At 44.1% G+C, this 26,972-nt stretch carries 15 protein-coding genes and 1 pseudogene; 2 read left to right on the plus strand and 14 right to left on the minus strand.

The window, feature by feature from the left end:
• Window positions 1-189: 189 nt before the first annotated feature.
• Both CZ379_RS25080 and CZ379_RS25085 read right to left on the minus strand, forming a co-directional pair.
• A complete protein-coding gene (locus CZ379_RS25080) occupies window positions 190-825 on the minus strand; it encodes a glycoside hydrolase family 11 protein (protein ID WP_110934120.1) in 636 nt (211 codons plus the stop codon).
• Window positions 826-1,309: 484 nt separating this feature from the next.
• Window positions 1,310-2,164: a helix-turn-helix transcriptional regulator gene (locus CZ379_RS25085; protein ID WP_110934121.1), complete on the minus strand. Its 855-nt coding sequence runs from the start codon at window positions 2,162-2,164 to the stop codon at window positions 1,310-1,312.
• A 124-nt stretch (window positions 2,165-2,288) separates the two neighbouring features.
• Between CZ379_RS25085 and CZ379_RS25090 the strand changes: the two genes are divergently transcribed.
• Window positions 2,289-4,229 (plus strand): glycoside hydrolase family 127 protein, encoded by a 1,941-nt coding sequence (locus CZ379_RS25090; RefSeq protein ID WP_110934122.1) that lies wholly within the window; start codon window positions 2,289-2,291, stop codon window positions 4,227-4,229.
• A gap of 131 nt (window positions 4,230-4,360) precedes the next feature.
• Here CZ379_RS25090 and CZ379_RS25095 read toward each other — a convergent pair whose 3' ends face one another.
• From CZ379_RS25095 to CZ379_RS25145, 10 genes and pseudogenes are all read right to left on the minus strand, one after another.
• Window positions 4,361-5,875, minus strand: a complete 1,515-nt coding sequence (locus CZ379_RS25095) for a response regulator transcription factor (RefSeq protein WP_110934123.1) — start codon at window positions 5,873-5,875, stop codon at window positions 4,361-4,363.
• Window positions 5,847-7,691 (minus strand): sensor histidine kinase, encoded by a 1,845-nt coding sequence (locus tag CZ379_RS25100; protein ID WP_110934124.1) that lies wholly within the window; start codon window positions 7,689-7,691, stop codon window positions 5,847-5,849. Before CZ379_RS25100 ends, CZ379_RS25095 begins: the two co-directional genes overlap by 29 nt.
• 96 nt (window positions 7,692-7,787) lie before the next feature.
• Entirely contained in the window at window positions 7,788-9,680 is a 1,893-nt protein-coding gene (locus CZ379_RS25105) for a beta-N-acetylhexosaminidase (protein WP_199925773.1), read from the minus strand.
• A 38-nt stretch (window positions 9,681-9,718) separates the two neighbouring features.
• Entirely contained in the window at window positions 9,719-10,549 is an 831-nt protein-coding gene (locus tag CZ379_RS25110) for a carbohydrate ABC transporter permease (RefSeq protein WP_110934126.1), read from the minus strand.
• Entirely contained in the window at window positions 10,549-11,430 is an 882-nt protein-coding gene (locus CZ379_RS25115) for a carbohydrate ABC transporter permease (protein WP_110934127.1), read from the minus strand. Before CZ379_RS25115 ends, CZ379_RS25110 begins: the two co-directional genes overlap by 1 nt.
• Before the next feature lie 67 nt (window positions 11,431-11,497).
• Entirely contained in the window at window positions 11,498-12,853 is a 1,356-nt protein-coding gene (locus CZ379_RS25120; RefSeq protein WP_110934128.1) for an ABC transporter substrate-binding protein, read from the minus strand.
• A 329-nt stretch (window positions 12,854-13,182) separates the two neighbouring features.
• The gene (locus CZ379_RS25125) at window positions 13,183-13,890 is read right to left on the minus strand and encodes a DNA alkylation repair protein (protein ID WP_110934129.1); all 708 of its coding nucleotides are present in this window, start codon (window positions 13,888-13,890) and stop codon (window positions 13,183-13,185) included.
• A gap of 68 nt (window positions 13,891-13,958) precedes the next feature.
• On the minus strand, window positions 13,959-15,128 hold the full coding sequence (locus tag CZ379_RS25130) for a DUF4317 domain-containing protein (protein WP_110934130.1): 1,170 nt from the start codon (window positions 15,126-15,128) through the stop codon (window positions 13,959-13,961).
• A 253-nt stretch (window positions 15,129-15,381) separates the two neighbouring features.
• The gene (gene srtB, locus CZ379_RS25135; protein WP_110934131.1) at window positions 15,382-16,149 is read right to left on the minus strand and encodes a class B sortase; all 768 of its coding nucleotides are present in this window, start codon (window positions 16,147-16,149) and stop codon (window positions 15,382-15,384) included.
• A gap of 22 nt (window positions 16,150-16,171) precedes the next feature.
• Window positions 16,172-21,384 (minus strand): annotated as a pseudogene (locus CZ379_RS25145) (DUF7601 domain-containing protein); the annotation flags it as partial.
• 1,757 nt (window positions 21,385-23,141) lie between these two features.
• Between CZ379_RS25145 and CZ379_RS25150 the strand changes: the two are divergent.
• Entirely contained in the window at window positions 23,142-23,543 is a 402-nt protein-coding gene (locus tag CZ379_RS25150) for an HIT family protein (protein ID WP_110934133.1), read from the plus strand.
• Between the two features lie 104 nt (window positions 23,544-23,647).
• Here CZ379_RS25150 and CZ379_RS25155 read toward each other — a convergent pair whose 3' ends face one another.
• Window positions 23,648-25,903: an ATP-binding cassette domain-containing protein gene (locus tag CZ379_RS25155; protein ID WP_110934134.1), complete on the minus strand. Its 2,256-nt coding sequence runs from the start codon at window positions 25,901-25,903 to the stop codon at window positions 23,648-23,650.
• Between the two features lie 29 nt (window positions 25,904-25,932).
• Complete coding sequence (locus tag CZ379_RS25160; RefSeq protein WP_110934135.1) at window positions 25,933-26,946, minus strand: tRNA dihydrouridine synthase; 1,014 nt, start codon at window positions 26,944-26,946, stop codon at window positions 25,933-25,935.
• Window positions 26,947-26,972: the final 26 nt, after the last annotated feature.

The following is a 26,972-nucleotide window of genomic DNA, read 5'->3' on the forward strand; positions in this document are numbered from 1 at the left end:
CTTTAAACATAGGGAAAGTGATCGTACGTTACAGTCCATAAATCGCCGAATCCTTTGTTGAAATATATAAGGCCGCCGTCTTTGGAGACGGCAGGCCTTTGCATTATGAATGATCATTGGAATTTCTCAACATTCTAGAAACGGCCTAATGCCCGTCAATGATCCTGCTTGCAATTAGCAGTTGAGCTATTACCATACCGTTACGTTAGAGCTCCCGCTACTTTGATATCCCTCTGTTGCCAGCACCTGATAAGACCAGTTGCTTCCCAGATTCATTCCTTTGCTCTTCCATGCGTTAACATGATTGCTAAACGTGATAGCGACGTTGTTTCCAGTCGGTCTCTTCGACTGTCTTACACTCCAATACTGTTGGAAGGTCTGTGTACCGTCAATGGAAGGCGCATTGTACCGCATCGTCGTATAGATGTCATACGTGCCCCCATCGCTGGTCACAGTGCCCTTATGCGTTCCGGTAGGCCGATATGTGCCCCAGCTGTCAACTACGTAATACTCGATGAGCGAGTTTCTCGTCCATCCATAGAGCGTCAAATATCCATTGCCGGACGGCGCCCAGACACCGGCATTATAGTTGATTACCCTATTCGGCGATCCTGTATTCCAGCCCTTGCCAACAACAAAATTCCCGGTATTTGACCATGTCACACTGTAATTGCCACCTGATCCATTGACAGCATTCACGGTTCCGCCGCCGTCGGTCCAATTTTGCCAATAATCTGTCGCTGCATTTGAAATGGCTGCAAACATGCCAAAACTCATTGAAGCCGCAAGAACTGCCGTGAGGATTTTCTTTTTGAACTTAAACATATAAATTACCTCCCAATATTTTTTGCTTGTCTCTACTTGCCGATTGCTTCTGTGGTGCCTAGCTTGTCCTGTGTCGAATTGCACAGCGTACTCCCTATCACCTCCTGACTTAGTAAATTATAGAAGGTAAGCGTATTCATAACTATTACAAAATTAAAGGTCTTCCCTTACTTTTTTTGCATGTTTTATCGCGTAGAACGCACCAGATTATATCGAGGGTTCCTATTAGAAGCCTGAAAACGGATTAAACAACTGGAAATAACTTAAGCTTAAATGCCAAATACGCCATCCCTTTGGCGAAAAGTCTGCAACGTCAGGCGTCGCGCACTCGTCTCCTTGGGATGACGTATTTGTATTTGACTTCTGCGGGTCGCACCAGCGGCTCTATCGCTAACGCAATAGCCGTGTTTGTGCAACCCATTGTATCCGCCTTCTCGCGACTCCCTGCCGGATTTTCACCATTGGCAAGGAGCTTCGGCTGATACTAATAGTTAGCTAAATACTGCTTGCGAAACTGGAACGGGGACAGCCCCTCAATACGTTTAAAGCAGGTAGAAAAATACGGCCCAGTAAGAAACCCGACCTCATCCGCTATTCGTTCCATCGACCAATCCGTAGTAATAAGCAGACGCTTCGCACGCTCCACACGATATTGAAGCAAATAAACACTAGGACTGCAACCATACTTGGCTCTCATACATTGCACAATGTAATTGGGATGAAAATGCAACGCTTCTGCGATTTGTTTATTTGTAATTTTTGATCGATAATTTTCCTGAATATAGGCTGCCACACTTTCTGCTAGACGATCCGTGACTGAGATCGCACTTCGATTAGGCTCATCCTCCAGGATGGCGAGTAAATCTAAGAACAGCCGCTGTTCCTTTAGAGAGGCACTCCCAATGGGTGAATTAATTAACTGCTGCAGCAGGTTGAAAGCAGCTTGCGGGAGAGCGAGCCGTGTTGTTTTGGGCAAACATAATGTATCCCTAACGGAGGGATATAGCTTATCCTCAATGCTGTTATCGCCCATTATTAGTGGCTTCTCTCTTCTCACATGCCCGAAATGAACCCAGTAGAATATGGTGTTTTGGTCACATGGTTTTACCGAATAATGCTCTCCATCCGGCAACAAGAGCAGCGTTTCTCCAGCACTTAATGTCCATTGCTGATTATTTTCACCTATATGCAATTCTCCTTTTAACATGATCAATAAATCAAAAAAACCTAATTTTTTTCGATTAGGATGGTGATCCCCAACTTGAAAATTTGAACATCCAGAATCCAAATAGTAGGGAAAAGGTGGGGTTTTCAGCTCTACGATGCTTTTTTCACTCAAGACCTCTTCCTCCTTTTGTGTTATTTTTCATAAAAAAATGTTTATATTATGGCTTTTATATCACTACTGTAAAACAGATAATTAATTACGAAAAGATCTATTTTGCTTATAGGAGGCTTTTAGCATGCAGAAAATACAGACTCAGCTTACAGATAAGTTCTGGACAGAATACTCTGAATTAATACGTACAACCGTCATTCCATATCAGTGGGAAGCACTAAATGACAGAATTAAAGATGCTGAACCCAGCCATTCCATTCGTAACTTTAAAATTGCAGCAGGGCTAGAGGAGGGTGAATTTGGCGGATGGATTTTCCAGGATAGTGATCTTTATAAATGGCTGGAAGCCGTCGCCTATTCTCTTCGCAATCATCCAGACCCGGAGCTAGAAAGAATCGCCGATGAAGCGATAGATCTAATTGGTCAAGCCCAGCATCCCAACGGATATATTAATACCTATTTTACGATTCAAGAGCCCGGCAAACAGTGGACGAATATGTATGAAGCCCATGAGCTTTACTGCGCCGGCCATTTGATTGAAGCTGCGGTTGCCTATTATAAAGCAACGTCTAAACGTAAACTGCTTGATATTTCTTGCCGTTTCGCCGATCTGATTGAAAGTATGTTTGGCAAAAAACCGGGGCAAATTCGTGCATATTGCGGACATCAGGAAATCGAATTGGCGTTGGTCAAACTGTACGAAGTGACGGGAGAAGAACGCTATTTGGAGCTTAGCAGCTATTTCATCGATGAGCGCGGAAGCCAGCCTAGCTATTTTATTGAGGAATGGGAGCGTCGTGGCAGAACGTGTATTTGGGCAAAGGGAGAGCCTAATCTTGAGGTGTATCAATCCCATTTGCCTGTGCGGGAGCAATCGGTTGCTGTGGGCCATTCCGTCCGTGCCGTTTATATGTACACCGCAATGGCTGATTTAGCGCGGCTTTCGGGTGATGAAGAATTGCATGAAGCCTGTATTCGACTGTGGAAAAATACGACAGAAAAGCAAATGTACATCACAGGGGGCATTGGTGCGACGCACTTAGGAGAAGCCTTTACATTTGACTATGATTTACCTAATGACACCGTATATGCGGAGACCTGCGCTTCGATTGGCTTAATCTTCTGGGCACAGAGAATGCTAAAATTAGAGGCAAAAAGTGAATACGCCGACGTCATGGAAAGAGCGCTATTTAATAATGTGCTAGGCAGCATGTCGAAGGACGGAAAACATTTCTTCTATGTAAATCCGCTTGAGGTATGGCCGGAGGCAAGCGCTAAAAGCCCGGATAAATTCCACGTGAAAGCTGTTCGTCAAAAATGGTTTGGCTGCTCATGCTGTCCGCCTAACGTGGCACGTCTGTTGAGCTCACTAAATGATTATATCTATGACATATCGGAAGATGGCACTGACGTCTATGCTCATTTATTTATTGGCAGTGAAATAACGTTTAATACAAAAGGAAGCCCTGTGACATTACGTCAGCAATCCGAGCTGCCATGGCATGGCCAAGTTAAGTTCCGAATATCGCTTGCTGAGAAGGACGATCGCGTTGCATTCAGATTAATGCTTCGGGTGCCTAATTGGTACCATGATATACAGCCGGAATTAAAGGTGAATGGAGTAACACAATCTTACAATGTCATAAATGGATATGCAGAAGTAGCGCGTACTTGGTCTAATGAAGATACGGTAGAATGGATCATCCCGGTAGAGGCAAAATTAATAGCCGCGAACCCGCTAATTAGAGCGAATGCTAGCAAAGTAGCTATTCAAAGGGGACCGCTTGTATACTGTGTAGAGGAAGTGGATAACGGATCGCCATTAAGTTCCCTATCTCTGGCTCATGAGCCCAACTTAACAGAATACTTTGATGAAAATGTCCTTGACGGCTGCATCGTCATTGAAGGAGACGGCATGTTCATTGACGACTCCAACTGGAAAGAAAGCGGCCCTTATCAAGTATATTCTGACAAGAGAGTACCTGTCCGCTTCAAAGCAATTCCTTATTACCTATGGGGGAATCGACAAGCCGGTGAAATGAGCGTTTGGCTGCGTTCTAAATAGCTGATCAAGCAGCGCGTGCTTTGCCATTGTAATTGCTTGCTTTAGCGAGGCTAACCCTATCAATAGACGTGAAAGAAGATGACCCTAGCAAAAGTAGGCGTCATCTTCTTTCATGCAGTATCCTCAATTATTTATTGATGCTCGGATAATGCATGCATTCGATATTCCGAAGGGTACATACCTACATTTTTTTTGAACGTTTTGGAGAAATAAAGAGAATCATTATAGCCAACAATTTCCGAAATATCTTTGGACAGCATATTCGGGTTTTCTACAAGCATTTTTTTCGCTAATTCCATTCTTAGGGTTTGAATATATTGTGCAGGCGATACGCCTTTGTATTCTTTGAATAGTTTGCTGAGGTACGGGGCTACCAATCCGAATCTTTGAGATAAGGATTTCATCGAAATGTTCTGAGACAGGTTTGCATTGATGTATTGATCCACACTTCTCATCAGGTCATCTTTATCCTGTGTTTCAAACCCGTTATTATTCATCACATCTTTGCAGACGATTAGAAAATCCTCGAATAACCCATCATACTCATAATTATTCGTCAGTAGTTCATTCACATTTACTTCTGTTGAATCCTGCTCACTCACTTCCAATTCATGATGCATGATCAGCAATAATTGATCAAGAATATGCATCAAATTTTTGGGAGAAGGTAGAAACTGCATAAGCTTCTCCTTCAATTGTACAATCTCATCGCTGAATAAAGGGTAGTTTCCCTTTTTAACCGCATAACCGATTCGTAAGCTAGCCTCCTTCTCAAGTATATAATCTACGCGCTTATTCTTGCTTTTGCTAATTACGGAGGAATGTCCGTATACAGAATAATCATACATCTGCCTGCGAAGTTGACTATAAATTGGATACATACTGCTCATTCGAGTAATCTCTTCACTGATGACAACCGTAATAGGAATAGTATCATCGGTAACCAAATATGATAATATTTGCTCCTCGATGATCTGAATTTTCTCTGGATCTTGCAATTGAAGCACTACAGCATATTCAGCTAATGAGAAGGAATGATACACCCAGGCTGTGTCCTGTTTTCCGATCATTCGCTTTATGTCTTCCAGTAATCGGCTTTCTTCATAGAAAACTTCCCCGGCAAGTCCTTCCTCGCCGCTTATTTTCAGAGGTATGGAGCCTGCACACACATATAAGATGAAGGAATGCGGCTCCAACTGATTATATTCCTGCAGCTGGTTTGGATTAAACAAAGCATTGAAGTATTGAAGCTTTCTTTGCTCGTACTCCGTTTTGATGAATTGCTGCTCTAGTATGTTGAGTAATTCTGTTAGTTCATTCACATCCACAGGCTTCAAAATATAATTTTTTGCTCCATACTTCATGGCTTGTTTCACGTATTTAAATTCGTTGTATCCGCTAATAACAACAGAATAAGTTTCTGGATGTCTCGCAGAAATATAGCTCATCAATTCAATGCCATCACATACTGGCATATTAATATCTGTAAATACCACATCAATAGGATGGTCTTCTAAGTAATGCATCGCTTCCTGTCCGTTTTTTGCCAAATAGACGACATCAAACCGCGGATTTAATTTCTCGATCATCCGTTTAATCCCTCTTAATATAGGGAGCTCATCCTCTGCGATCAATACTCTTAACATTTTCGATTTCTCCCCCTAATACAACTGTAGCGCCGTCGGCATCATTACGTAAAATGAATACCATTCCTTCTCCGTAAATCAGCCTTAATCGCATATAAATATTAAGGATGCTTAGACCGCCAATTTCAAGCTTCTCTAATGCTGCCTTCGCATTCTCCATACTAACGTTCTTACGCATGAGCTCAACTTTATTTAGAAACTCCTCATTAAATCCCTTTCCATTGTCTTTTATCTCAACAAACCACTGCTTATCCTTCGAATACGCTTTAATATTCAATTTCCAATCAGGTTCTATCACTTTAAAAGCGTGGTTAAAGCTATTCTCACATACCGGTTGAATAATAAGCTTAGGAATATGGACGCCTTGAATTGACTCATCAATCTCGATCGTATATTGGAACAGTTCCTCATAACGCTCTTTCATAAGTGATAAATAATTTGAGGTGTGCTTCAGCTCCTCCGCCACTGTAGAGAATCCATCTCCCATAGAAGAGGAATAATGCAGCATCCTGGACAGTCTTGAACAAATATTCATTATTTTTATTTGATCAAACTCTTGTGCTTCCATCGAAATAATCGTCAGTATATTATGGATAAAATGAGGGTTCATTTGGGATTGCAGAGCAAATAAATGAGATTGAAGCTCATTCGTTTTCGCATCTACCATATTTTGGATGGAAGCATCCAATTGCTGCAGCATCCGATCAAAAGCGATATTGATTTGCTGAATCTCGTCATTTTTTTCGTAAGTCAGCATATCCAATTCAAGGTTATCAATGGATACTCTTTTAATCGACTTATATAAATCCTTCAGCGGCCTAGTAAGATGGCTAATGATGGCCTTTTGTGCAATAATAGCGACTAACAGAATGATGACACTAACGGTAATTAAGATGCTGCGAAATTGCGACAAAGGCTTTAGTATAGTCGATTGATTCTTTAAAAATATAATTCGGCCATCCGTTTCACGAAGCGCCTCGTTCGCCAACAGTTTGCCATCCCCCGACGTGATAGCGCTTTCTATTTCTCCTTGCTGAACTGCATCGAAATACTTAAGAAGTGTTTCGATGTCCGCCGCTTTAGTTAAAGCTGGGCTATAATATACGATTTGATGATCACTATTTAATATAATTCCGAAGCTATCCTGACCCAAATCTCCAAAAATCTCGTCAATCCGCTCCACCGATTGCTGTACTTCCACGTAACCATTTTTGAAACTATTAGAGGTGTAGTCTTTAATTTCTCGAATAACAGAGAATACTTCCGGGCTTTGCAGTGTTGGTGAATCGTTCAAAAAATCCTTTTGAGGCGGGCGGTGCATCGAATACACACCTTCTTGATTAAAGTGATCCCGCACCTCTAAAAAATATTTGCTGCTAAAGAAGCTATTGACTGCCGTAAATGTCGTATTGACTGATGATGAATATACAAAATCATTGTATTGATTATACAGATTAATTCGAGAGTAGGAATCCTTCTTGAAATTATACGAGTTCAACAGCTGAACGATCTGCGACGCAACAATAGGCTCCTCAATGAAATAATTGGTGCTCTTGTCTTTGTCCACCTTTGAGAAATAGCGTACAATTTGGGGATTAGCAGCAATATTTAAAGCGGTCACGTCCATATTATATATAAGTGAATCATATTGAGAAGCGGTTTTTGATGCAATGGCACTGAAGTTTTCTAATTCACGCTCATTAATCATGTCCACGACAATACTATAAAAGAAACTGACTACACCTGCCATAATAACGATGACCAGAATCGTATTCCATATCATTATTTTAGTTTGAAATTTAATGTTTTTAAGCAAATTAACACCTTCAAATATGCCAAATTTGAAGCAAGGACATCATCTTTAATACAAGATCCTGCCCTTGCTACAAGCTTCACACTAACTTTATAAATATTATAACATGCCCGCTAGTACAGACGGCGTTGCAATCCGACTCCATACATTGGCACTAATTGCTCTACGTTCGCCATCTTCTGCACGTCCATCATAATAAAGGCGCTGAACTTCAAGTTCTTCAAGCTGAGATATTTGCCCGTTAAGATAACTTTCAATCCGATCAATTGCCACATCCATTCTTTGCAATAAACCGCCCATACGAATATCAAATACATCAAGTCCAAAAATTTTATTCTCCCTGTTCCACTGTACGCGGTATGCAGCAATGAACTCTTCTGTCCTTCTCTTCAACTCCGGAATAACCTTTTGTGCAAGTTTCTGCAAGGCTTTTAGATCTTGCTCCAAGTAGGCTCTATGGATATTGAGCCCGATATCGCATTTTAACTCTAACACCTTGCAAAGCGCATATTGCGTTGTAAACAACGATTTCCAATCGGAATTCCTCTCCATGCATTGCTCTATGATTTCGGCACTAATGCGATAATGCTCGGCATATTCGTTCGGTATGATGTGCTTGTCGAATAATCCGCATAATAAATCCTGGTATAAAATATACTTTGGGGGATTGATTGAGCTCCCTCCAGGCGCTGGGTTATCGGGTACTAGCATTGCTAAGTCCAGCTTCATAAAATCATCATAACTGCTTCGGGTACAAGTATAGAATCGCTCATTTAGATGCGCTTGTTCAGCCTTATTCTGATAACATAATTCTGCCCAGAGCTGCAGCGTAGGGAGAATCGAAAACGTCGATGCCTCCGCTCCATTGTCGCCCCATGCCGTCATCATTACATCCTTAATCCCGTTTGCTATGCAGCTTTCATGAGCCATCAAACCTACGTGCTTACTAAATTCATTGTTTGGTGTAAAGCCCATCCACTTCCACGCGCCACCTGCAAAAATAATCTTTTCGCTAAGCTGTTTATGCTTCTTCATCATGCCATCATATAGTTCGGGCTTTTCTGAGTAATAATCCCAATATACCAGTGTGACTTCTTCAGGAATCATTGTAATAACATCTTCTCTAATTGGAGAATCCGCCGCATAATACTCGCCTGCACTTGCTAGGCGAAAGAACATGTCGCTCCACATCATCGGCTTGTAGCCATATTTTCCGGCTAGCTCCACCACTTTTTTAAAGTGCTGTAGCATAATTGTTACTCTATCTTGATACCCATGCCTTTCCAGGTATTTGCCCAGCCCCATCATATGGGCCTCGTCCATACCAATATTTATCCTTCTGCTCGTTAAATTCTCCGATAAAGTACGGAACATCGTATCGATAAGCTGATAAGTTTTCTCCTCACCCACAAGCAGAATATCATTGCAATCTTTCATGTCCTGGAAGGCAGCCCACTGCAGCGGCTGCTCTAAATGTGCCAATGTCTGTATACAAGGGACAAGCTCGATGCCAAATTGCAAAGCGTAATTGTCCATCTTTTTCAATTCCCCACTTGAATACCTACCGCGCATATGTCCGAAATAGGGGTACTCCTTCATTTCAAAGGTATCTTCTGTATATAGCTGAACTGTAGAGTAACCCATCAATGCTAGATGTTGAATAAGCTTCTTGAATCCATTAAAATGTAAAACTCCATTCCTCGAACAGTCGATCATGACGCCTAAGCTGTCATATACAGGAAGCTCCTTCAGATCGAATGGCACTCCCTGTTCCCATTTCTCAACAAACAACCCAAGCGCTCTCATGCACTGGTGATCATGCTCATATTCAATCGTTCCTGCTTGTCCATCGCTCTGTATATGAATGCCTCGTCCTGCTTTCACAAAATCGACGGGAATCCCTGTTTCAGACCATTCAATATTCAAAATACCTGCAACCTCGACCGCTGCTGCCTTTAAACGAGCATTTAATCCAACTGCGTTTATTTTCATAGCAAACACTCCGTTCATTCCATCCTATTGTAAGTCCATTACCCCTTCACAGCCCCCGCTGTCATTCCTTCAACAATAAAGCGTTGTAGGCATAAATAGAGTATCACGACAGGCAGTATCGTAATGGTCAGGGCTGCAAATACAAATTGCCAATCGCGGGCATACAAGCCATAAAAGTTAAATACGGTGAGAGGGATCGTCATTTTGTCTGAGCTGTTCATCAAATATAACGGGACCATGAAGTTGTTCCATACACCTATAGCTGCAATGATTAAGTTAGTTACCAGAACAGGCGTTAAGATCGGCATCAAAATACGGAAAATTAACTTAAATGGGCTGCTTCCGTCGACAATTGCCGCTTCATCAATTTCCCTCGGCACACCTCTAACAAAGCTAGAAAAGGTCAATACAGCAAAAGGCAGATTAATCGCAGCGAATACCAAAATAACTCCAAGGTAGGTTCCATACAAATCTAGCTTGAGCATTAATGCATAAGTCGTAACGGTATTGAAAGTTGCCGTCAGTCCAAATATGAAGTAATAGTACAAAGCATTAGACTTGCGATCGTTTCTGCGTGAAATAATAATGCCTGTCGTAGAGCCGCAAAATAATATTAGAATAACCGCGGACACCGTCGTAATGATACTGTTCATGTAGCCTCTTAGAATCGAACCTGTTTTCAGTACATGGATGTAATTTTCTAATCGAAAGGTAGACGGCAGGCTCAAATCAAGCGAAAGCACTTCACCCTGTGTTTTAAACGAGCCAAGGAGCATCATGAGTATAGGAACGATAAACACCGTCGATACTGCGAGAACGCCCACAAACAAGAGAGTTTTGTTCACCTTCAATCTCGTAGAGTGACTCATTATGCCTCAACCTCCCTTGCCTTCAAAAATTTATTCAATGCAAAAGTGATAAAGACGACCACCACTGATAGTACGAGAACACTGGCGCTGGATTTCCCGAGCAAGCCCATACCGAAAGCCCGATACGTGTACGTGTTTAACACTTGTGTATCCGTGCCTGGCCCGCCGCCAGTTAAGGAATACACCAGGTCGAAAACCTTAAGTCCGCCGGTAATATTTAATGTGGTCACCACTGTGAATGATGGCGCAAGCAACGGCAGCGTAATCGAACGGAATTTAACCCATGCTCCCGCACCCTCAATATCAGCCGCTTCATAGTAGTCTTTGGAAATAGCTTGCAGACCTGAGATGAAAATAAACATACTGAAGCCCGCCCACATCCATATCTCAATCGCAATAATCCAGAACATCGCCGTTCCATAGGAGCCAAGCCAGTCGGTTGCGAATTGCCCCAAACCAAGAGAATTCAGAATGTTATTCATTAATCCTTCTTGCTTCAATATCGCTGTGAACAAAAGTCCTACAATCATCGGGCTTAGAACCGATGGCATATAGAACAACGTCCGAAAGAAGCTGTTGCCGAAAAACTTCTGCACGACCAATAAAGCCAGCGCGAGTCCTACTACCGTCTTCAATATAGTAGTCACGAACGCAAAGAGAAATGTATTCATCATCGAACGGAAAAAGACACCCTCACTGAATAGATTTCTAAAGTTGTCTAAACCGTTGAATGAGGGGGAATCCATGCGATCCATATTCCAATTTGTGAAGGAAAAAACAAATGAAGCAAGGATCGGTACAATAAAAAATAAAGTGTAAATGATAATCGCAGGCGATGTAATCCAGAATGGATATGTCCTGTTTAATTTACGCTGGTTCACAACTATCGCTCCTTCATTGCAAATGGCTTATGCCATGCAGCATAAGCCATTTGATTTACTGCATTATTTAAAATCCGGGAGTGCCTATATCTTTATTGTATTGTTCGAATTCCTTCTGGAATTTCTCCATGACCCCTTTACCATCTAAATCATTCGTTGCTGGTGCAGATACATAGTAGATATAGAGGCTATTCTCAAATAGCGGGTTGTATTGCATAACGTATGCGTTGAACTCAGAGATCGCTTTACCCTGCTGGATATATTTCTCATCAATTTCAGCAAGATAGCTAGGAACCTCCCCGCCATTTACATCTTTAAAAGCGGGGAACGCTGGTCGCCCTTCAAAATATAAGTCGGCATACTCAGGTGTTGACCATAATTCAAACACTCTCTTTACCGTATCAAGATTCTTCGAGTTTTTGTAAGCTACAAAACCAGCAGACGAGGTGTTTGCTGTTACAACATCAATGCCTGGCGTCATGGAAATTTGGAAAATGCCAATGTTAGCCTCAGGATTCGCATCCATTACAGATGCTGCGAAGAAGTCGCCATTGAAATGCATTGCTGCTTTTCCGTTCGCCACTGCTGCAATGGCATCATCATAAACAGCAGATGTGAAATTAGTATTAACATATCCTTTTTGGTAAAGCTCCAAGTACTTATCAATAACAGTTTGGAATTCTGGGACATCTGTCCACTTCATTTCGTTCTTCGCTACTTTTTCCGCGAATTCTGCAGTCTTTTCAACTCCTAATGCTTTGGCAAAATTATCTGTCATCAGGATTTGTGGAACCCATGAATCCTTCGGAATGAAAATTGGAGTAATTCCGTCGCCTTCTGTTTTAATTTTTTCAGAAGCAGCTAGGAGCTCATCCCAAGTTGTTGGAACTGCGATTTCTAATTGCTCAAAAACATCCTTGTTATAGATCATGCCATGGATACCGGGAACTGATTGGAATGGGAATCCATAAATTTTTCCATCCTCATGTTTAATATTATCTGGCATAATTAATTTCGAAATCCATGATTCATTACTCAGATCAGCAAAATTAGCAACAGGATCAATCATGTCATATACAGCCGGGATGTTGTAATCGATCATGTCCACGCTTTCACCGGAGTTAAGCTTCATTTTTATTAAGTTTAAAGATTCAGCATCGGGGACAACCTGTGCGTCAATAATGATATTCTCATCGGTTTCAAGCTTTTTAATCATTTTTTGCAAACCTTCAAAATTTCTTGACTGCTGAATTAGCGCTGTAATTTTAACCGGATTCTTCTTGTCTGTATCCGTGCTATTTGCAGCGCCCGGGGTGCTCGCAGCATCTTTGGTGTTTGCATTCCCGCTGCATGCTACCATTGTGGACAGAATGATAACGATTGCAATCAATAGCGAAATTGAGCTCTTTGTTCCTCTCTTCATTTCAAGACCTCCCAATTTTTTTAAATGAAAGTATAGTTTGTCCTTTATACACATCCTATACTGCACAGCGCACCGCTCTTCGTCTTAAGTCGTAGCCGTATAGACCTGAGCAGAAACGAGCTAAAGCCTTTCGAGGCACGTAGTCAAAGCCCTTTACTTTACGCTTGTGTATTTAAAATATATTCGAGTTAGTCGAGAGGGTAAATGTAAAAAGTTAAAAAGCTGCATGTATAATTTGATAATTCAATCTTAGAAGCCCCATAAATGCAAAAGAGCCAACCCCACAGTCATTGACGTATGACTTGGAGCCGACCCTCTTTAAAATCGTATTAACACCGTACATATCTACGTTTGAAACCAAGCTGGCTTTTAGCTACTGCCTTATGAATATTTTCTGCGGCGTTTAGATACTTGCTCTTTGCCTTGTCCCGATTTACTTCTACCGGGCCTACTGTCTCTGCGGTCTTGAGAGCCTGATCATGAAGCGGCACATAGGACACTCCCACCGTGTACATAAAATTATTCATAGCGTATTTCGTTCGTTCGGGAGAATCGTGAATGGTTCGTTCCACCATTTGGAGCATATTGGCTATTTTACTTTCGGAAAATTCACCGTCCGGACGATTCCCCAGTAGCCAGCAATAACAACTCCAGCCCGCGGACATTCTCAGTTCCTGCCCGCTTGCGATCCATTTATCGGCAACTTCTTGCGCAATATTTGTTTCTGACAAGGTTACTGCAACCACATAATCGGACAGCATATAAAAATAAGCCATATCCATCCAACGATCAAAATCCGCTGCAGTCATTGCTTCTGGATCTGCAATTATACCGGCAAAATACATGGCATCGTAGTTTCCAGTGGCGTAAAGCTGTTCAGCCAAAGGTTGATCTTTTTTTATTTTCTTGGCGATGGGCTTCATTGCCCCTGTAGCTACGCCAAAAAGCGGTTCGTGCGCGCCATTGGATAAATAAATCTTCTTGGTACGCTCTTTGCCTAGAGCTTCAAGTTCCTGCATAACCATTTCTACATTCAATGTGTACACTTCCTTTGACTGTCGCTAGAAATAATTATTATCAAGAAAACCATCATGTTTCATCGATGCTATATCGTCTCTGTACTGAGCGTAAATCCTTCGATAACGGCATCTTCGTCAACCTCAATCAGGATACACCGTCTCCCTTGATAATTCACCTGTCTCACATACTTTAAATCCTGCGGGCTAACCGAAATCGTGGCGACCTTAGTGTCGATCTTAATCGATTTTGACGTAAACTTCGGCATCACACTATTCGCCTTCAATTCATAGTTTTTATCGTCGACAATCGTTTCAAACGCCCGTTCCACTTTTTCAGTCGTTACGTTCTCTACACCACTTACCGTTAGCACCTGCTCCACATCTTTATAATCCAGCTTTGGAGGCTCTTCCTCCTCCTCATGGGTTTCAATCACCCGATGGATTTCCTCATACACATGTGCAAGGGTGCTTGCATCCAACTGTTCGCCCGCTACTTCCTTCACGATGTCTTCGAAGATGGCTCTCTCCTCCCGTGCTGTCACGGATCTTTCGGCATGCAAGACCTCTTCGATGAAATGCGGATTCGGTTCATTCGCTTTACCCGTACAATACAGAATGCGGTTTACATCGGAATAACCGTCCGTTACACTCGGATAAAAGAACCCTTGTTCCGGCGAACTCAGCTTGATAATCGGATCTACATTGACATTGTACTTAAACTCTTTCTCCACATAGTCAAACAAAAGAGTTTTCCTCTGCTGCTCCGTGGAATTCACACTGCACAGAATGAACGGATGCGCGAACACTTCGTTCTTCTCGCTCTCCTCCGATTCTTTATTCCTGTCCTTGGACGGCTGGTAGTATTGTCCACGAACGAACGTGATTACCGTATCCCGTTCATATTTGACATCCGCCAGCATTTTGTCCACCAACAGCAGCAACAGATCCTGCCATTCCTCCGGATCACCGGTCACCAAAGCCTGGTGAAGCAGCACCCGCGCCGGCTCCTCCACTTCTTCCTCCTGAAACTTCAACTCGAACAGCTTCTGATCCAGTTCACCCGTCAGCAGCTTCTTGAAATTGCCTATATGCAGTTCCTGCTTCTCTCTGTCCAATAAGGCAAACGGCCGCCGCTCCCAATGATAGATTTCGTTGCTTTCCTTCATAATATACACGTTAAGAATGTCGTAAATGGTCAGCATATCATGATCCAGCTTAAATTGCTTGCGTATATGCGCGATTTCTTTCTTTATCATGGCTCGTAAGACAACTCCCTAAGAAGTAAATTGATCTTATCAGTATAAACGATATAAAGACCCTTCGCTAGAAGGGCTTTTTAGGTGCTCTACTCTTCTATTAAAAAGGGATTTGCAGAAGGGCCTCAATACAGGCGTTGTCATAACTGTTTCTTGCAAAGCAATCAGGTCATATAGCCGACTATTCAAAAAAAATCACGTCCTCCAAGGGAGAACGCGATATGAATCAGCTTGACTTCGTATTTCAGCATCGTCATTTACTCTTTCGGGCGACCACTGCTAACCGGCCTTCTTCGGTAGAGTATTCACACGTAGACAGAACAATAAGCTTGTCGCCATACCGAGCTGTCACGCCCGTATCGTAAAGTGCGAGTTTCTTGATGTTCTGAATATACAAGTCAAACTCGGCGGATGTTCCTACATTCTCAATCTGGTAGTATTTAAAAACGTCATCCGTTTTAAGATAAACCTTTGAGAGAATAACGGCAACAATTTCATATTCTTCCTTCTCATAAAGCGTACTGAACCGGATCGTAGCATGATCCTTATAGTAGCTTTCTTTCTTGTACTTCATCAGATCTGCAAACATCACGCCGTTTTTCATGTGATGTCCGTGAATCAGCAAAATGTCTGAATCGTCTATCCGACTGTGTTCATCCAAAAAAGGGAGTCCGTTTTTGTTTTTCTTTTTATCGAAATCATGATTGAGATAGTATTGCGCATCCTGTTTGTTCTGCATAATCGGGTAATCAATTCGGGTGCCGTCAATTTCCAGCCAACCGACGATGTCCGGGTTTCTCCTGTAAAGCTCTTGAAATTCAGGGAGCATAACCGGCCCGTTCACCTTCATGATAAAAGGTGAGGGTGTTGCAGCACCCTCGCCTTGTTCCCAGATTTCTATCAATTCTTTCATTTGCCGATGTTCTTCATAATCTCGAAGGAGAATTCTCGCAAGATTGACGAGAGAAAAAAACAACACAATAGTGAAAAAGGCGATAAGAATTTTTTTAATATTGCTCATTTTCTTACCGCCTTCCCTGTTACTAAATGTGTTCTTTCTTCCTGCTGCTAAGCAGACAGAACCCTATTCCAATCAAGGACATTAGAGCCAAAGCCATATAGAAGATTGGCGATATGCTATTATCTCCTGTTTTTGGAACATTATCCAGCTCGTTGTTACTGTGGCCGGCTCCGTTGTTACCGTTGTCGGTTCCGCTATTGCCGTTATCGGCTCCGTTGTTACCGTTGTCGGTTCCGCTGTTACCGTTGTCGGTTCCGCTATTGCCGTTATCGGTTCCGCTGTTACCGTTGTTGGTTCCGCTGTTACCGTTGTCGGTTCCGCTGTTACCGTTGTCGGTTCCGCTGTTACCGTTGTCGGTTCCGCTGTTACCGTTGTCGGTTCCGCTGTTACCGTTGTCGGCTCCGTTGTTACCGTTGTCGGCTCCGCTGTTACCGTTATCGGTTCCGCGGTTACCGTTGTCGGTTCTGCTGTTATCGTAGNTCCGCTGTTACCGTTGTCGGTTCCGCTGTTACCGTTGTCGGAGCTGCCACCGGAGTTGCCGCCGGAGCCGCCACCAGAACGGATCGGCTTCATTGGCACGTCGTATTTTACAATGTCAAAATCAACAGAAATCGTATCACTCCTGTGCGTCTCGTATCCGTCCTTCGTTACGATCAGATAGTAATCCGCTTCAGGAAACACCATGTACGCATAGAAGCCATTTGCGTCGCTATCCTGCTTCGGGCTCTCGTTGTCGTGCTGCGGAAAATTCGGAACCGGAGGAAGCGTTACTTTCGTATCCGGAATACGCCCGTTATCTCTATTCCGCTTCGTATCCGCATAATACAGTGTAACTTTGGCTCCGTCAATCTTCTTGCCAGTGACGGCATTTCCTGTCGTCTCATCATAAACCGTACCGTATGGGTCGACCAATTCCTCGGAAATATTCAGCTCTCCGTTTGCTTTCACATTCAGCTGCGTCACTTTAAAGAGCAGTTCCTCGCCGGTCTCAGCTTTATAGCGAACTTCCATGGTGTACTTCTGCTCGCTCAGCCCTTCCACAGAGAAGGTGCCGTTCGAAGCCATCGGAAACGCCTTGGGCTTACCGTTCTCCTCAATATACTTGTCGTTCTTGTCCTTCAAATAGATATACATATTGCTGGTAAATGATTCGTTGAATAACGCTGTTGTTCCATCCAACTGCTTGAACAGAACGATCCCTACCGCCGTAATGTCCGCCGGAACGGTCTCATCCGTCACGCTGCTGTCCACATTGGCCTTTTGCGTGAACTCGACAGGGACATCCTTCCCGCCTACCTGATACAACTTCGTATACGTGATCGTATAGTCGGTATCTGCTGCGGCTGGGACCGAATATTCACCCTTCTCATTCGTCCAAATCGTCTGCTGTTCGTTGGTCTTCTTGTTCGTCACGATGATTTTCGCATTCGGAATGACTTCTCCTGTGTTGTTGTCACGCAGCACGCCTTCCAGATACGGGTGGGTATTGACAAAGTGTGCTTCGGCCACTTTTTTCTCCGGAATGGTACCTGCGCGAACGAGACCTTCAGGATTCGTCACATAGCCGTCTTCCGTATAATCATTCTGGGTCACCGTATACTCGAGATACGTCGGAAGTCCTTGCACAACGAACGTCTGGCCATCTGTAAGCTCGAAGGTCTCTCCGCTCTTGATCGTGCCCTTGCTGCCGTCCGACTTCTCATAGGCGTAGGATTCGTTCGCTCCCTCGCCTGTGAAGGTTACCGTGTACTTGAACGGCTTCTTTTTGTCGTCGTCTTTCCCTTTAACCGTGTTGCTGATGAGCAGGCCGCCCTTCAAGACTCGCACGTTCGTGAACGGGGCATCTTCATCTTTGCCCTCCATGACCCCAGTATAATACCGTTCCTCTGGAATGGTCACGTATTCGTCGGCTGTGTAGTCCTTCTGGGTAACTGTGTATTTCAGATCCTTAGGCAGACCCACAATTTCCAGCGTCTCTCCATGCTTGAGTGTGAAGGATTCTCCAGACTTGATCGTGCCCGGTGTACTCGTCTCGCCATCCGACTTCGTATACGCGTAGCTTCCATCCTTGCCTGCTTCTTCAAAGATGACGGTGTACTCGAACGCCTTCGTCTTGTCGCCGCCGTTGCCCATGACCGTGTTGCTGATCGTCAGCTTGTTGACGGTTCGTTCATTGGTGAAGTCCGCTTCACGATCGGCGCGCGCCATGACTCCCTCATCAGACAATGCCACAGGGGTGGTCGCGTAGCCGTCGTTCTTGTAACCGTCCTGGGTGATCGTATACTTCAAACTCTCTGGAAGATCCTTAATTTTAAAGGTCTCACCATGCTTGAGCTCGAAAGAAGCACCGGATTTGACCGTGCCCGTCGTGCCGTCTGAATGCTCGTAATTGTAATCTTGACCCTTTCCTGTACCGTCAAAGGTCACCGTGTACTTAAACGGCTTGTCCAGTTCTGCGCCGTCCCCCGTGACGGTATTGCTGACGGTCAGATCGTTAACGTATCTCTTGTTGACGAAATCCGCCTTGTGGTCGCCTTTATTCAAGATTGTGCCGGACAGCTCTCTTGTCTCCGGCAAGGTCGTGTAACCGTCAACGGTCGTATAATCGGCCTCGGCTACGGTATAGACCAGATCCGCAGGCAATGCCGGGAGTGTCACAGATTCCCCATCCTTGAGGGTAATCTTGTCTCCGCTCTTGATCTTGCCGATGCCGGTTGTACCGTCCGGCTCCTTGTAGGTATAGGTGTATTCTCCGTCCTTGCCTTCACCGGTGAAGATCACGGTGTATTCAAAATCCTTGGAAGAATCGCTGCCGTTTCCTTCCACCTTATTGCTGATGGTCAGCTTTCCTTGCGCCGGCGTAGGCACGACCAGCGGATTATTCGCATCTACCTTTATGCCATCTACCCAGATGGGCTTTCCTGGCGTATTTCCTACATATACTTGATAAATTCTTGTAGTTGGCAGCCAAGTATTTGTGTCAATATAAGTTTCCTTCAGCTCATAATACCCCGGATCCGGGAATAGCAGATTAAGTTTCCCTCCGCTATCGGTTTTTCCTTTGGCGATTTGAGTTCCGTCGTCTTTCTTATACAACGTAAACTCTACGTCCTTCAACGGATTGCCATTAGGATCTTCCTTTTTCAGGGGAAGCAGGGCATTGGAGCTTGAACTGCCGGCTACGTCCGAACTGTCCAGCGTGCTTTCGCTTCTGGCGCTGACAGACTTCAGATTGTCATCGCCCGCCAGCTTTACCTCGTTGCCCATTTTGTCTCCGGCTTTCGCTTTAGAGGGATCAACCTCTGTTTGATACACAAACTGGTAAAACTTATTAGGATCGTTCATTTTGAATTTTAGAACTGTAGTGCCTCCCGCGCCCGGTTCAGCTTCCGCCTGAACTTCAGCATTCGGGTCGTTTAGGTTCAGTGCTGTGCCCTCTCTTTCCAGAGCACCGCCGGCAGTCAGTTTAGCAGGATAAACTGCCATACTAGGCGCAGTCAGCACAAGCTTTCCGTGTTCATCGTAGCGCAGATTCATGCCCGCACCTATGGTATCCTGCAAATAAACACCCTGCTCCATGTTGAATGGCGGGGTATAGTTCACTGTCCATTCCAGTACCCCTGGAACCGGCTTAGTTACCGACTTGCCTAGAGTTTGAATAGGTAAAATAACTTTACGCTGTTCGGTGATGATCTTTTCCATCCCGCCCCATGTCATATGCAGGTCGGCTTTGTTATACAGCACCTGCTTGTCTGTGCCGTTTGTAGTGTATTCCTCCAAATATTTCTCCAGAGCCGCATTGGAAGGTCTTGCCTTCACCAGAATGACATAAGGGCTTTCCAGTTCAGAGAAGGTGAAGGTGCCTACGTTGCCGCTATGGGAGAAACTCACCACATGAGCAGGGTCGTTCGAATCGATGATTGACACGGCGTTGTTTCGAACCCCATAGCCGGTGCCGCTGCCATTGTCCGAATAACCTTTCCAAAGCTCAAAATCCTTCTCCTCGGAAAACGGAACGAATTCCCAGCCCTCCGGCAAGGTATCCACCAGCTTCACATCGGTGATGACCCGACTTCCGCCGTCCTTCGCCATTTCGACCGTGTTATAGCCCGGCATATTGACGCCTAGGCGGAAGGTAACGGTCTTGGTCGTTTGGTCATAACCAGCTAAGGTGTATTCATCGCCGCTTGATGAGCTGTCATAACCGATATAGCGGTGAACGTTGTTCGGAATATACCATGTGTCATCCGTCCCGTTGTTCTTAATAGGATAGGATGCCGCAAGCATATCTTTGTTCAGCATACGCACGTGAAGGTTGATACTGTTTTGCGCTTGTTTTATGGTTTCGCCGTCAAAGAGCAAAGCCCGATTCCAGCGTGTTTTCCCTGCGTTAATATCCTGCCTGAAGAGGACATCCAGGTTGGTTTCAAGTGCACGGAAACTGAAAGATGTAGCTTTGTCGGTGTTGTATTCGGTCACCTTGATCAAATCTGCTACCACTTCACCGTTCACGGTCAAAGGAATAGCCTTCATGTTCAAGCCGGTTGCATTGGTCACACCCTTCAAGGTTCCCTCATGATACTTCTTCCAAAGCTGAGCAGTATTAACATTTGCTTTGATTTTCGCAATCGTTTCTACGCTCACCTCGCCGGTTGCATCCACAGCGTTGTCCAGGACGTTCAAATCTCCGCCATGCACCAGCACATCATATACCACCGCATTTGGCAGGGCATATTGTGGAGCTAGATTGATGATCCAAGTGACGCCGCCGAGGTTGAAATCTTCCATCGAAACAGAGCCTGCTTTTGTAAAAGTGTGCGCGCCGATATTGACAATTGCCTCATCAGTCACTGCGTTAGGTCTTGTACCGGTCATTACATCGTTGTTCTGTATACCATCTGATGTATCCAAATCCCAGTTGGCACGAGGGTCGATTCTGAAGGTGGAACCGCTTTGAACTTTACTCTTAATGATTAGTTCCACTTTACCGTCAACATCGCCAAAAGAATACATACTGTTTTCATCTGGTGTAGTCGCTTTCACTTCAGATGCAATGCCATCCACCCATGTCTGCCATGTAGCTGATTCAAATTCCAGCCCATCAGGTAATACATTTGTAATAGTAAAGTCCCTTAACCCTTTTTTATTATATTGGTTAACAGTGACTTTCCATGTAATGGTTTCATTTGGATGGTCATAAGAGGCGCTTGCTTGAATCCAGTCGGGTGCAATCCACGTTTCCCGAGCTGCACTGGCTTTTACATTAGCACTCGTATCCCTCAGTTGTACACTTGGGTTAAAATTCTGTCCTCCATTACGACCGGGATCTAATGCCACACCCCGATACTCTTTATAATACAAATCCTTATGAAACCATGCTTGATACTCGACCTTTGGATCCACTCCTGTCCCTGGCGGGAAGGTGTAACTCAGACCGCCCTCTGCATCAATGGTTGGCTCTACCGTATCGCCGTTTACCTTGAAGGATCCCGATACATAGACCATACGGTAATCAGAAGGCTTCGAATAAAACGTCATCCCATCTAGCGGCAGCTTGATTGTTGCATCAAGCACATCAAAAGAGGATGGAGTAGACTGGAAGGTCAAATAACCATCTTGATAGGCTGGCACAGTCAGATACCACCAAGTCCAGCTCCCATTCTTTGGCCAGTTGTTTCCTGTCAGGTTGATGCTGTATGCCGCTGTGACGTCCGGGTTTTTTAGCTGGTAAGCTCCCCCGAAAATCCAGATGGGCTTTGACTCGTCATAATCTAAGCCCGTTATATCCGAATTAGCGGTCGTTTCAAAGCCAAGGGCAACTGCTCGTCCAACACCATTGAAAAACCAATCGTCACCATTAAACACAATCTTGATGCTATTCGGGGTGAAATAGGCAGTGCCAAGCTGTTTCGCACCAAATTCAGTTGTTGCCATCAAGGTTTTGGTAGCTGTTGGCAACACCACTTCCTCGAAGTAGTCATCCCTTTTTAGTTCGATCCAGTCGCCCTTCTGAATGTACAGGTCTGGATCCGCATTAGTCGGATCAGCATCATCACCATTCACTGGCACCTTAAGACCTTCCGACTTGAGCGTGAATGGCTGTCTGCCCTGGATGGTGCCGCCGGGAACAACAGCTTGGTTATCCTGCACCACCTCCAGCGGAAATGGCTCGTTTACTCCCATGAACACCGCCGTTTTGTCCGCCGGAATTGCCATCAAAGTTACGGGATTAAGCCCTTTTGGCGCATCGTACACCGCTTCAGTCACCGACGGTTCGGCCGCGTCCGGCAGGCTAAATTCGCTCTCTGCTGCCGTCCCGGAACCGCCTAGCGCACTATCCGCATATGCAGCACCAGAGAACGTCACCGTCTGCAAGACAAGCATAAGCGCCAGGCAGAGAGACAGCAAAGCCTTGCTTACACTGCGTTTTCGTTTCATTGCAAGATTCTCCTCCATTTCCCGAAACTTCTTTGTCAGCAGCAAGATCATCTGCCAATATAGCGCACAAGCGAATAGACATTGCTATTGGCTTAACCCAGCGGCCCTTCAACATCATCGAAATCTTACGGAATTCCAGATGACCGGGTAAATACCGCGGGCGTGCAGGCCGTTGATCCATGCGTAGTAACTTTCTTCCCCCTCTCCTTCGACCCTCCTCGTCAGTTATACACTGCGAATTGACAAAATACGCCAAGTTTACACAGTCTATTTCATCATTCTATTGCCACATTCTCAACATTATCTAGACAACCTACCATTTGGGATATTCCTATAAAAAAATAGAATCATACCTCAGTGAAGTGTGATTCTATTTCTTTTCTACTCTCTCGTTGAAAAAACATTAGGTCTGCTCTCTTATTAGAGCCTAACATCCAACCTAAGACTTTTTAATATAATGATCCTTTATGTTTTAGGCTGTTTTCTTGAAAATTGTTGCTAATTAGAGTGGAAAAATGTAAAAATGATACTAAAACATTAAGGTGGTTGTCTCAATGAAGGAATGTCCTTTCTGCAGTCTTGAATTAGTAGAACAACAACAAGTGATAATTCAGAATGAACATTGTCTTTTCCTACAAACCCCGCAAGAAGTTTTAATTGGTTCAGGACTAATAGTGCCAATTAAGCATCGTGAAACAGTGTTTGACTTAACCGAAGAAGAATGGGCTTCAACATATTCATTATTACAAGAAGTAAAATCTATCTTGGAGGAAGAACATCGCCCCAATGGGTATAACATTGGTTGGAACTGTAATGCTGTTGGAGGTCAGCATATCATGCATTCACACCTACATGTTATTCCCCGATTTAGTGACGAACCCTATGCTGGCAAAGGGATTAGACACTGGCTAAAAAGCGCCGATAACAAGCGAAATACATCAGCCCGTTTTAAATGACATTATCGTAGTGAAATTCGGTTTCTGGCACGATGCCAATGAGCGCAAGGCAAATAGAATTTTATGTCTCCAATAGAATGCAGTGGAAGCATCAACATCAAGTTTCACATCAACCATTTCGCTGTCCATGTTTCTGCATGCAACATCTCTTCTGGTCTACCCTCGAATATAATATGTCCACCTTGTTTTCCTCCGCCTGGACCCAGTTCGATGACCCAGTCGCTCGCCACTATAAAGTCTAGATTATGTTCGATGATGATCACGGAATTACCTCTGTTTACAAGCGCTTGAAATACGTCTAAGAGCTTTCCATTATCTTTCGTATGCAGTCCTAAGGATGGCTCGTCCAATAGATAAATCTGGCCTTCCTTTTGCAAGTGGCTGGCAAGTTTCAGACGTTGGATTTCTCCTCCGCTTAGCGAGCTTGTCGTCTGTCCTAGGGTTAGATACCCTAATCCTACATCTTTTAGCGTATTCACTCTTTTTAAGATCTTTGGCATTCGAAAATAGGTCATCGCCTCATCGATCGTTAAATTTAAAATTTCTACAATATTTTTATCTTGATATCGGTATGACAGCGCCTCGTCGGAATATCTCGTACCGGCACATGCTTCACAAGGGATCGTTACCGGATCTGCAAATGCAACGTCTGGCGTGATCACTCCTTTTCCTTCGCAGACAGGACATGCTCCTAAGGAATTAAAGCTGAACAAACCTGCTGGTTGTCCGGTTTCCTTCGAAAATATGGAGCGAATATCATCCATGATTCCCATATAGGTAGCTAGTGTCGAGCGGCTAGAAATTCCTATACTGCCTTGCCCTACCATGATCGTTTCTGGATAACTCTCCGCGAATGCTTCCAGCATTAAGGAGCTTTTGCCTGATCCTGATACTCCACATATAGCGACCAAGACATTTTTAGGAATGTTTACGCTTATATTTTTTAAGTTATTGTGACTTGCTTTTTTTATTGTAAAATAACCTTTTATCTCTCTTGGATTTTTGTTTATGTTGAGGCTGTAGTTTAGGTTGGTTGCAGCGGGAGAGTTTTGTAGTCCTTCTAATTTCCCTTGATAGACCACTTCTCCTCCATGTACACCTGCTCCTGGCCCCATCTCAATGATTTCATCCGCTGCTTTAATTACGGATAGATCGTGCTCAATGACGATGACCGTATTATGTTGTTCTTTAATACTTTGCAGCATCTGTATTAACATGTTTACTTCTTCTGGATGAAGTCCTGCACTGGGTTCGTCGAATATGTATGTGATATTGTTCAGACTGCTCCCTAAATGACGAGCGATTTTTACTCTTTGCGCTTCGCCGCCGGACAGAGTGCCCATTTTTCTGGAAAGGCTCAAATAACCTAATCCCATGTCCACTAGCTGTTGGAGCAGTGGAATCGCTTGGAGCGCGATTGATGCTCCCATAGGACCCTTGATGTTCGTTAGTTCCTCTAGTAATTCTGTCAGCTCTAATTGATCGTATTCTGCTATATTAAAACCGTTTATTTTACATTCCAACACCTTGGGGTTCAGGCCGGAACCTTGGCAGGTTGGGCACAATGCATGTGTGGATACAGCCAAGACGTCATCTTGGGATACTTCCTTGAGCTTAGTGACATCTCTATTAATATAGAGTCGCGTAAATCTGGGCAATAGCCCGTCCCATTCATGGGGTTGCGGCCCGTTCTTCGTGTGAAACGGCGCGAAGACTTTTTCACCTTCCGGGGGACCATATAATAGCAGGCGGAGTTCTTCTTCGGAATAGTCCTTAATGGGTTTATCCGGATCGAATAATCCGCCGGTCATCATCCATCTGCCTTGCCAACCGGAAGGTGATAATGGCTTAAATTTCACGGCATAATCTCGAAGCGACTTATCGTAATCGATCATTTTATTTAAATCAGGGGTAATGACCTTCCCGAATCCGCCACATTGCGGACATCTGCCAAAGGAGCTTTGACTCGAAAAATCACTAGCAGAACCTACAGCTGGCTTTCCTATTCTGGAGAACAACAGCCTAAGCAATGGATGGATATCCATAAAGGTGCCGACGGTTGAGCGGGAATTGCCCCCTATAGGCCTTTGTTCCACAACGACAACCGGGCTTAAGTTTTGCATCAGATCGGCTTGAGGTCTTTCATATCTTGGCATTTGATTTCTGATATAGAGGGGATAGTTCAAGGTCATTTGTCTTCTGCTTTCCGTTGCTAAGGTATCGAATACAACAGAGCTCTTACCTGAGCCTGAAAGACCCGTAAATACGATGATTTTTTCTTTGGGTATGTTTAAATCTATATTTTTCAGATTATTTTCTTTAAGCCCTCTTAAAATGATCTCATCTTTTATTTCTGACATTGTACCATCCCTTCTATGCCGTATATATTTCACCCATTGTCCTTCTGATCAGTATTAACCTCCACATTCTTTTCAAAGTTATCGAGCAGTGCCCGCACTTCATCCGTTGACTTGGTGCTCATCATTTGATGTCTTAATTCACTAGCCCCGCGGAAGCCTTTGACATATACTTTGAAGAAGCGCTGAAGCCCTGACATGGCACGTGGCAGCTCTTCGATATATTGATCATGAAGATCAAGGTGCAGCTTCAGAAGGTCTAGGTATTCTTTCGGGTTATGCTCTTTGGGTTCTTTTTCAAAAGCGAACGGATTGCTGAATATTCCCCGCCCAATCATAATGCCATCTACACCGTATTGCTCCGCAAGCTTTAGCCCTGTTTCACGGTCAGGAATATCTCCGTTAATGGTTAGAAGAGTATTTGGCGCCACTTCATCACGTAATGCTTTAATTTCCGGAATCAGCTCCCAATGCGCATCCACTTGGCTCATTTCCTTCCTTGTTCGCAAATGAATAGAAAGGTTCGCAATATCCTGTTTTAATATATGCGTTAGCCACCCCTGCCACTCGTCGATCTCCTCGTATCCAAGTCTTGTTTTCACACTTACAGGCAGTCCTCCCGCTTTGGCGGCTTGGATAATTTCTGCTGCAACATCAGGGCGAAGAATAAGGCCGCTCCCCTTCCCTCTCGATGCCACATTGGGAACAGGGCAGCCCATATTGATATCTATCCCTTTAAATCCGAGCTCTGCCATCCCGATACTCATTTGCCGGAAATATTCCGGCTTATCTCCCCAAATATGGGCAACCATAGGCTGCTCATCTTCTGTAAACATCAAACGTCCACGCACACTTTTGTGCCCATCGGGGTGACAATAACTCTCTGTGTTTGCGAACTCTGTAAAAAACACATCAGGTCTGCCCGCTTTGCTCACCACATGACGAAACACAACATCGGTCACATCTTCCATTGGAGCAAGCACAAAAAAGGGCCGTGGCAGATCACTCCAAAAATGATTTATCAAATCAAACTCAAATCCTTTCATTATATAGAAATGACATCAAACTCTCG

This window comes from Paenibacillus bouchesdurhonensis, assembly GCF_900155685.1.
Taxonomy (GTDB): domain Bacteria; phylum Bacillota; class Bacilli; order Paenibacillales; family Paenibacillaceae; genus Fontibacillus; species Fontibacillus bouchesdurhonensis.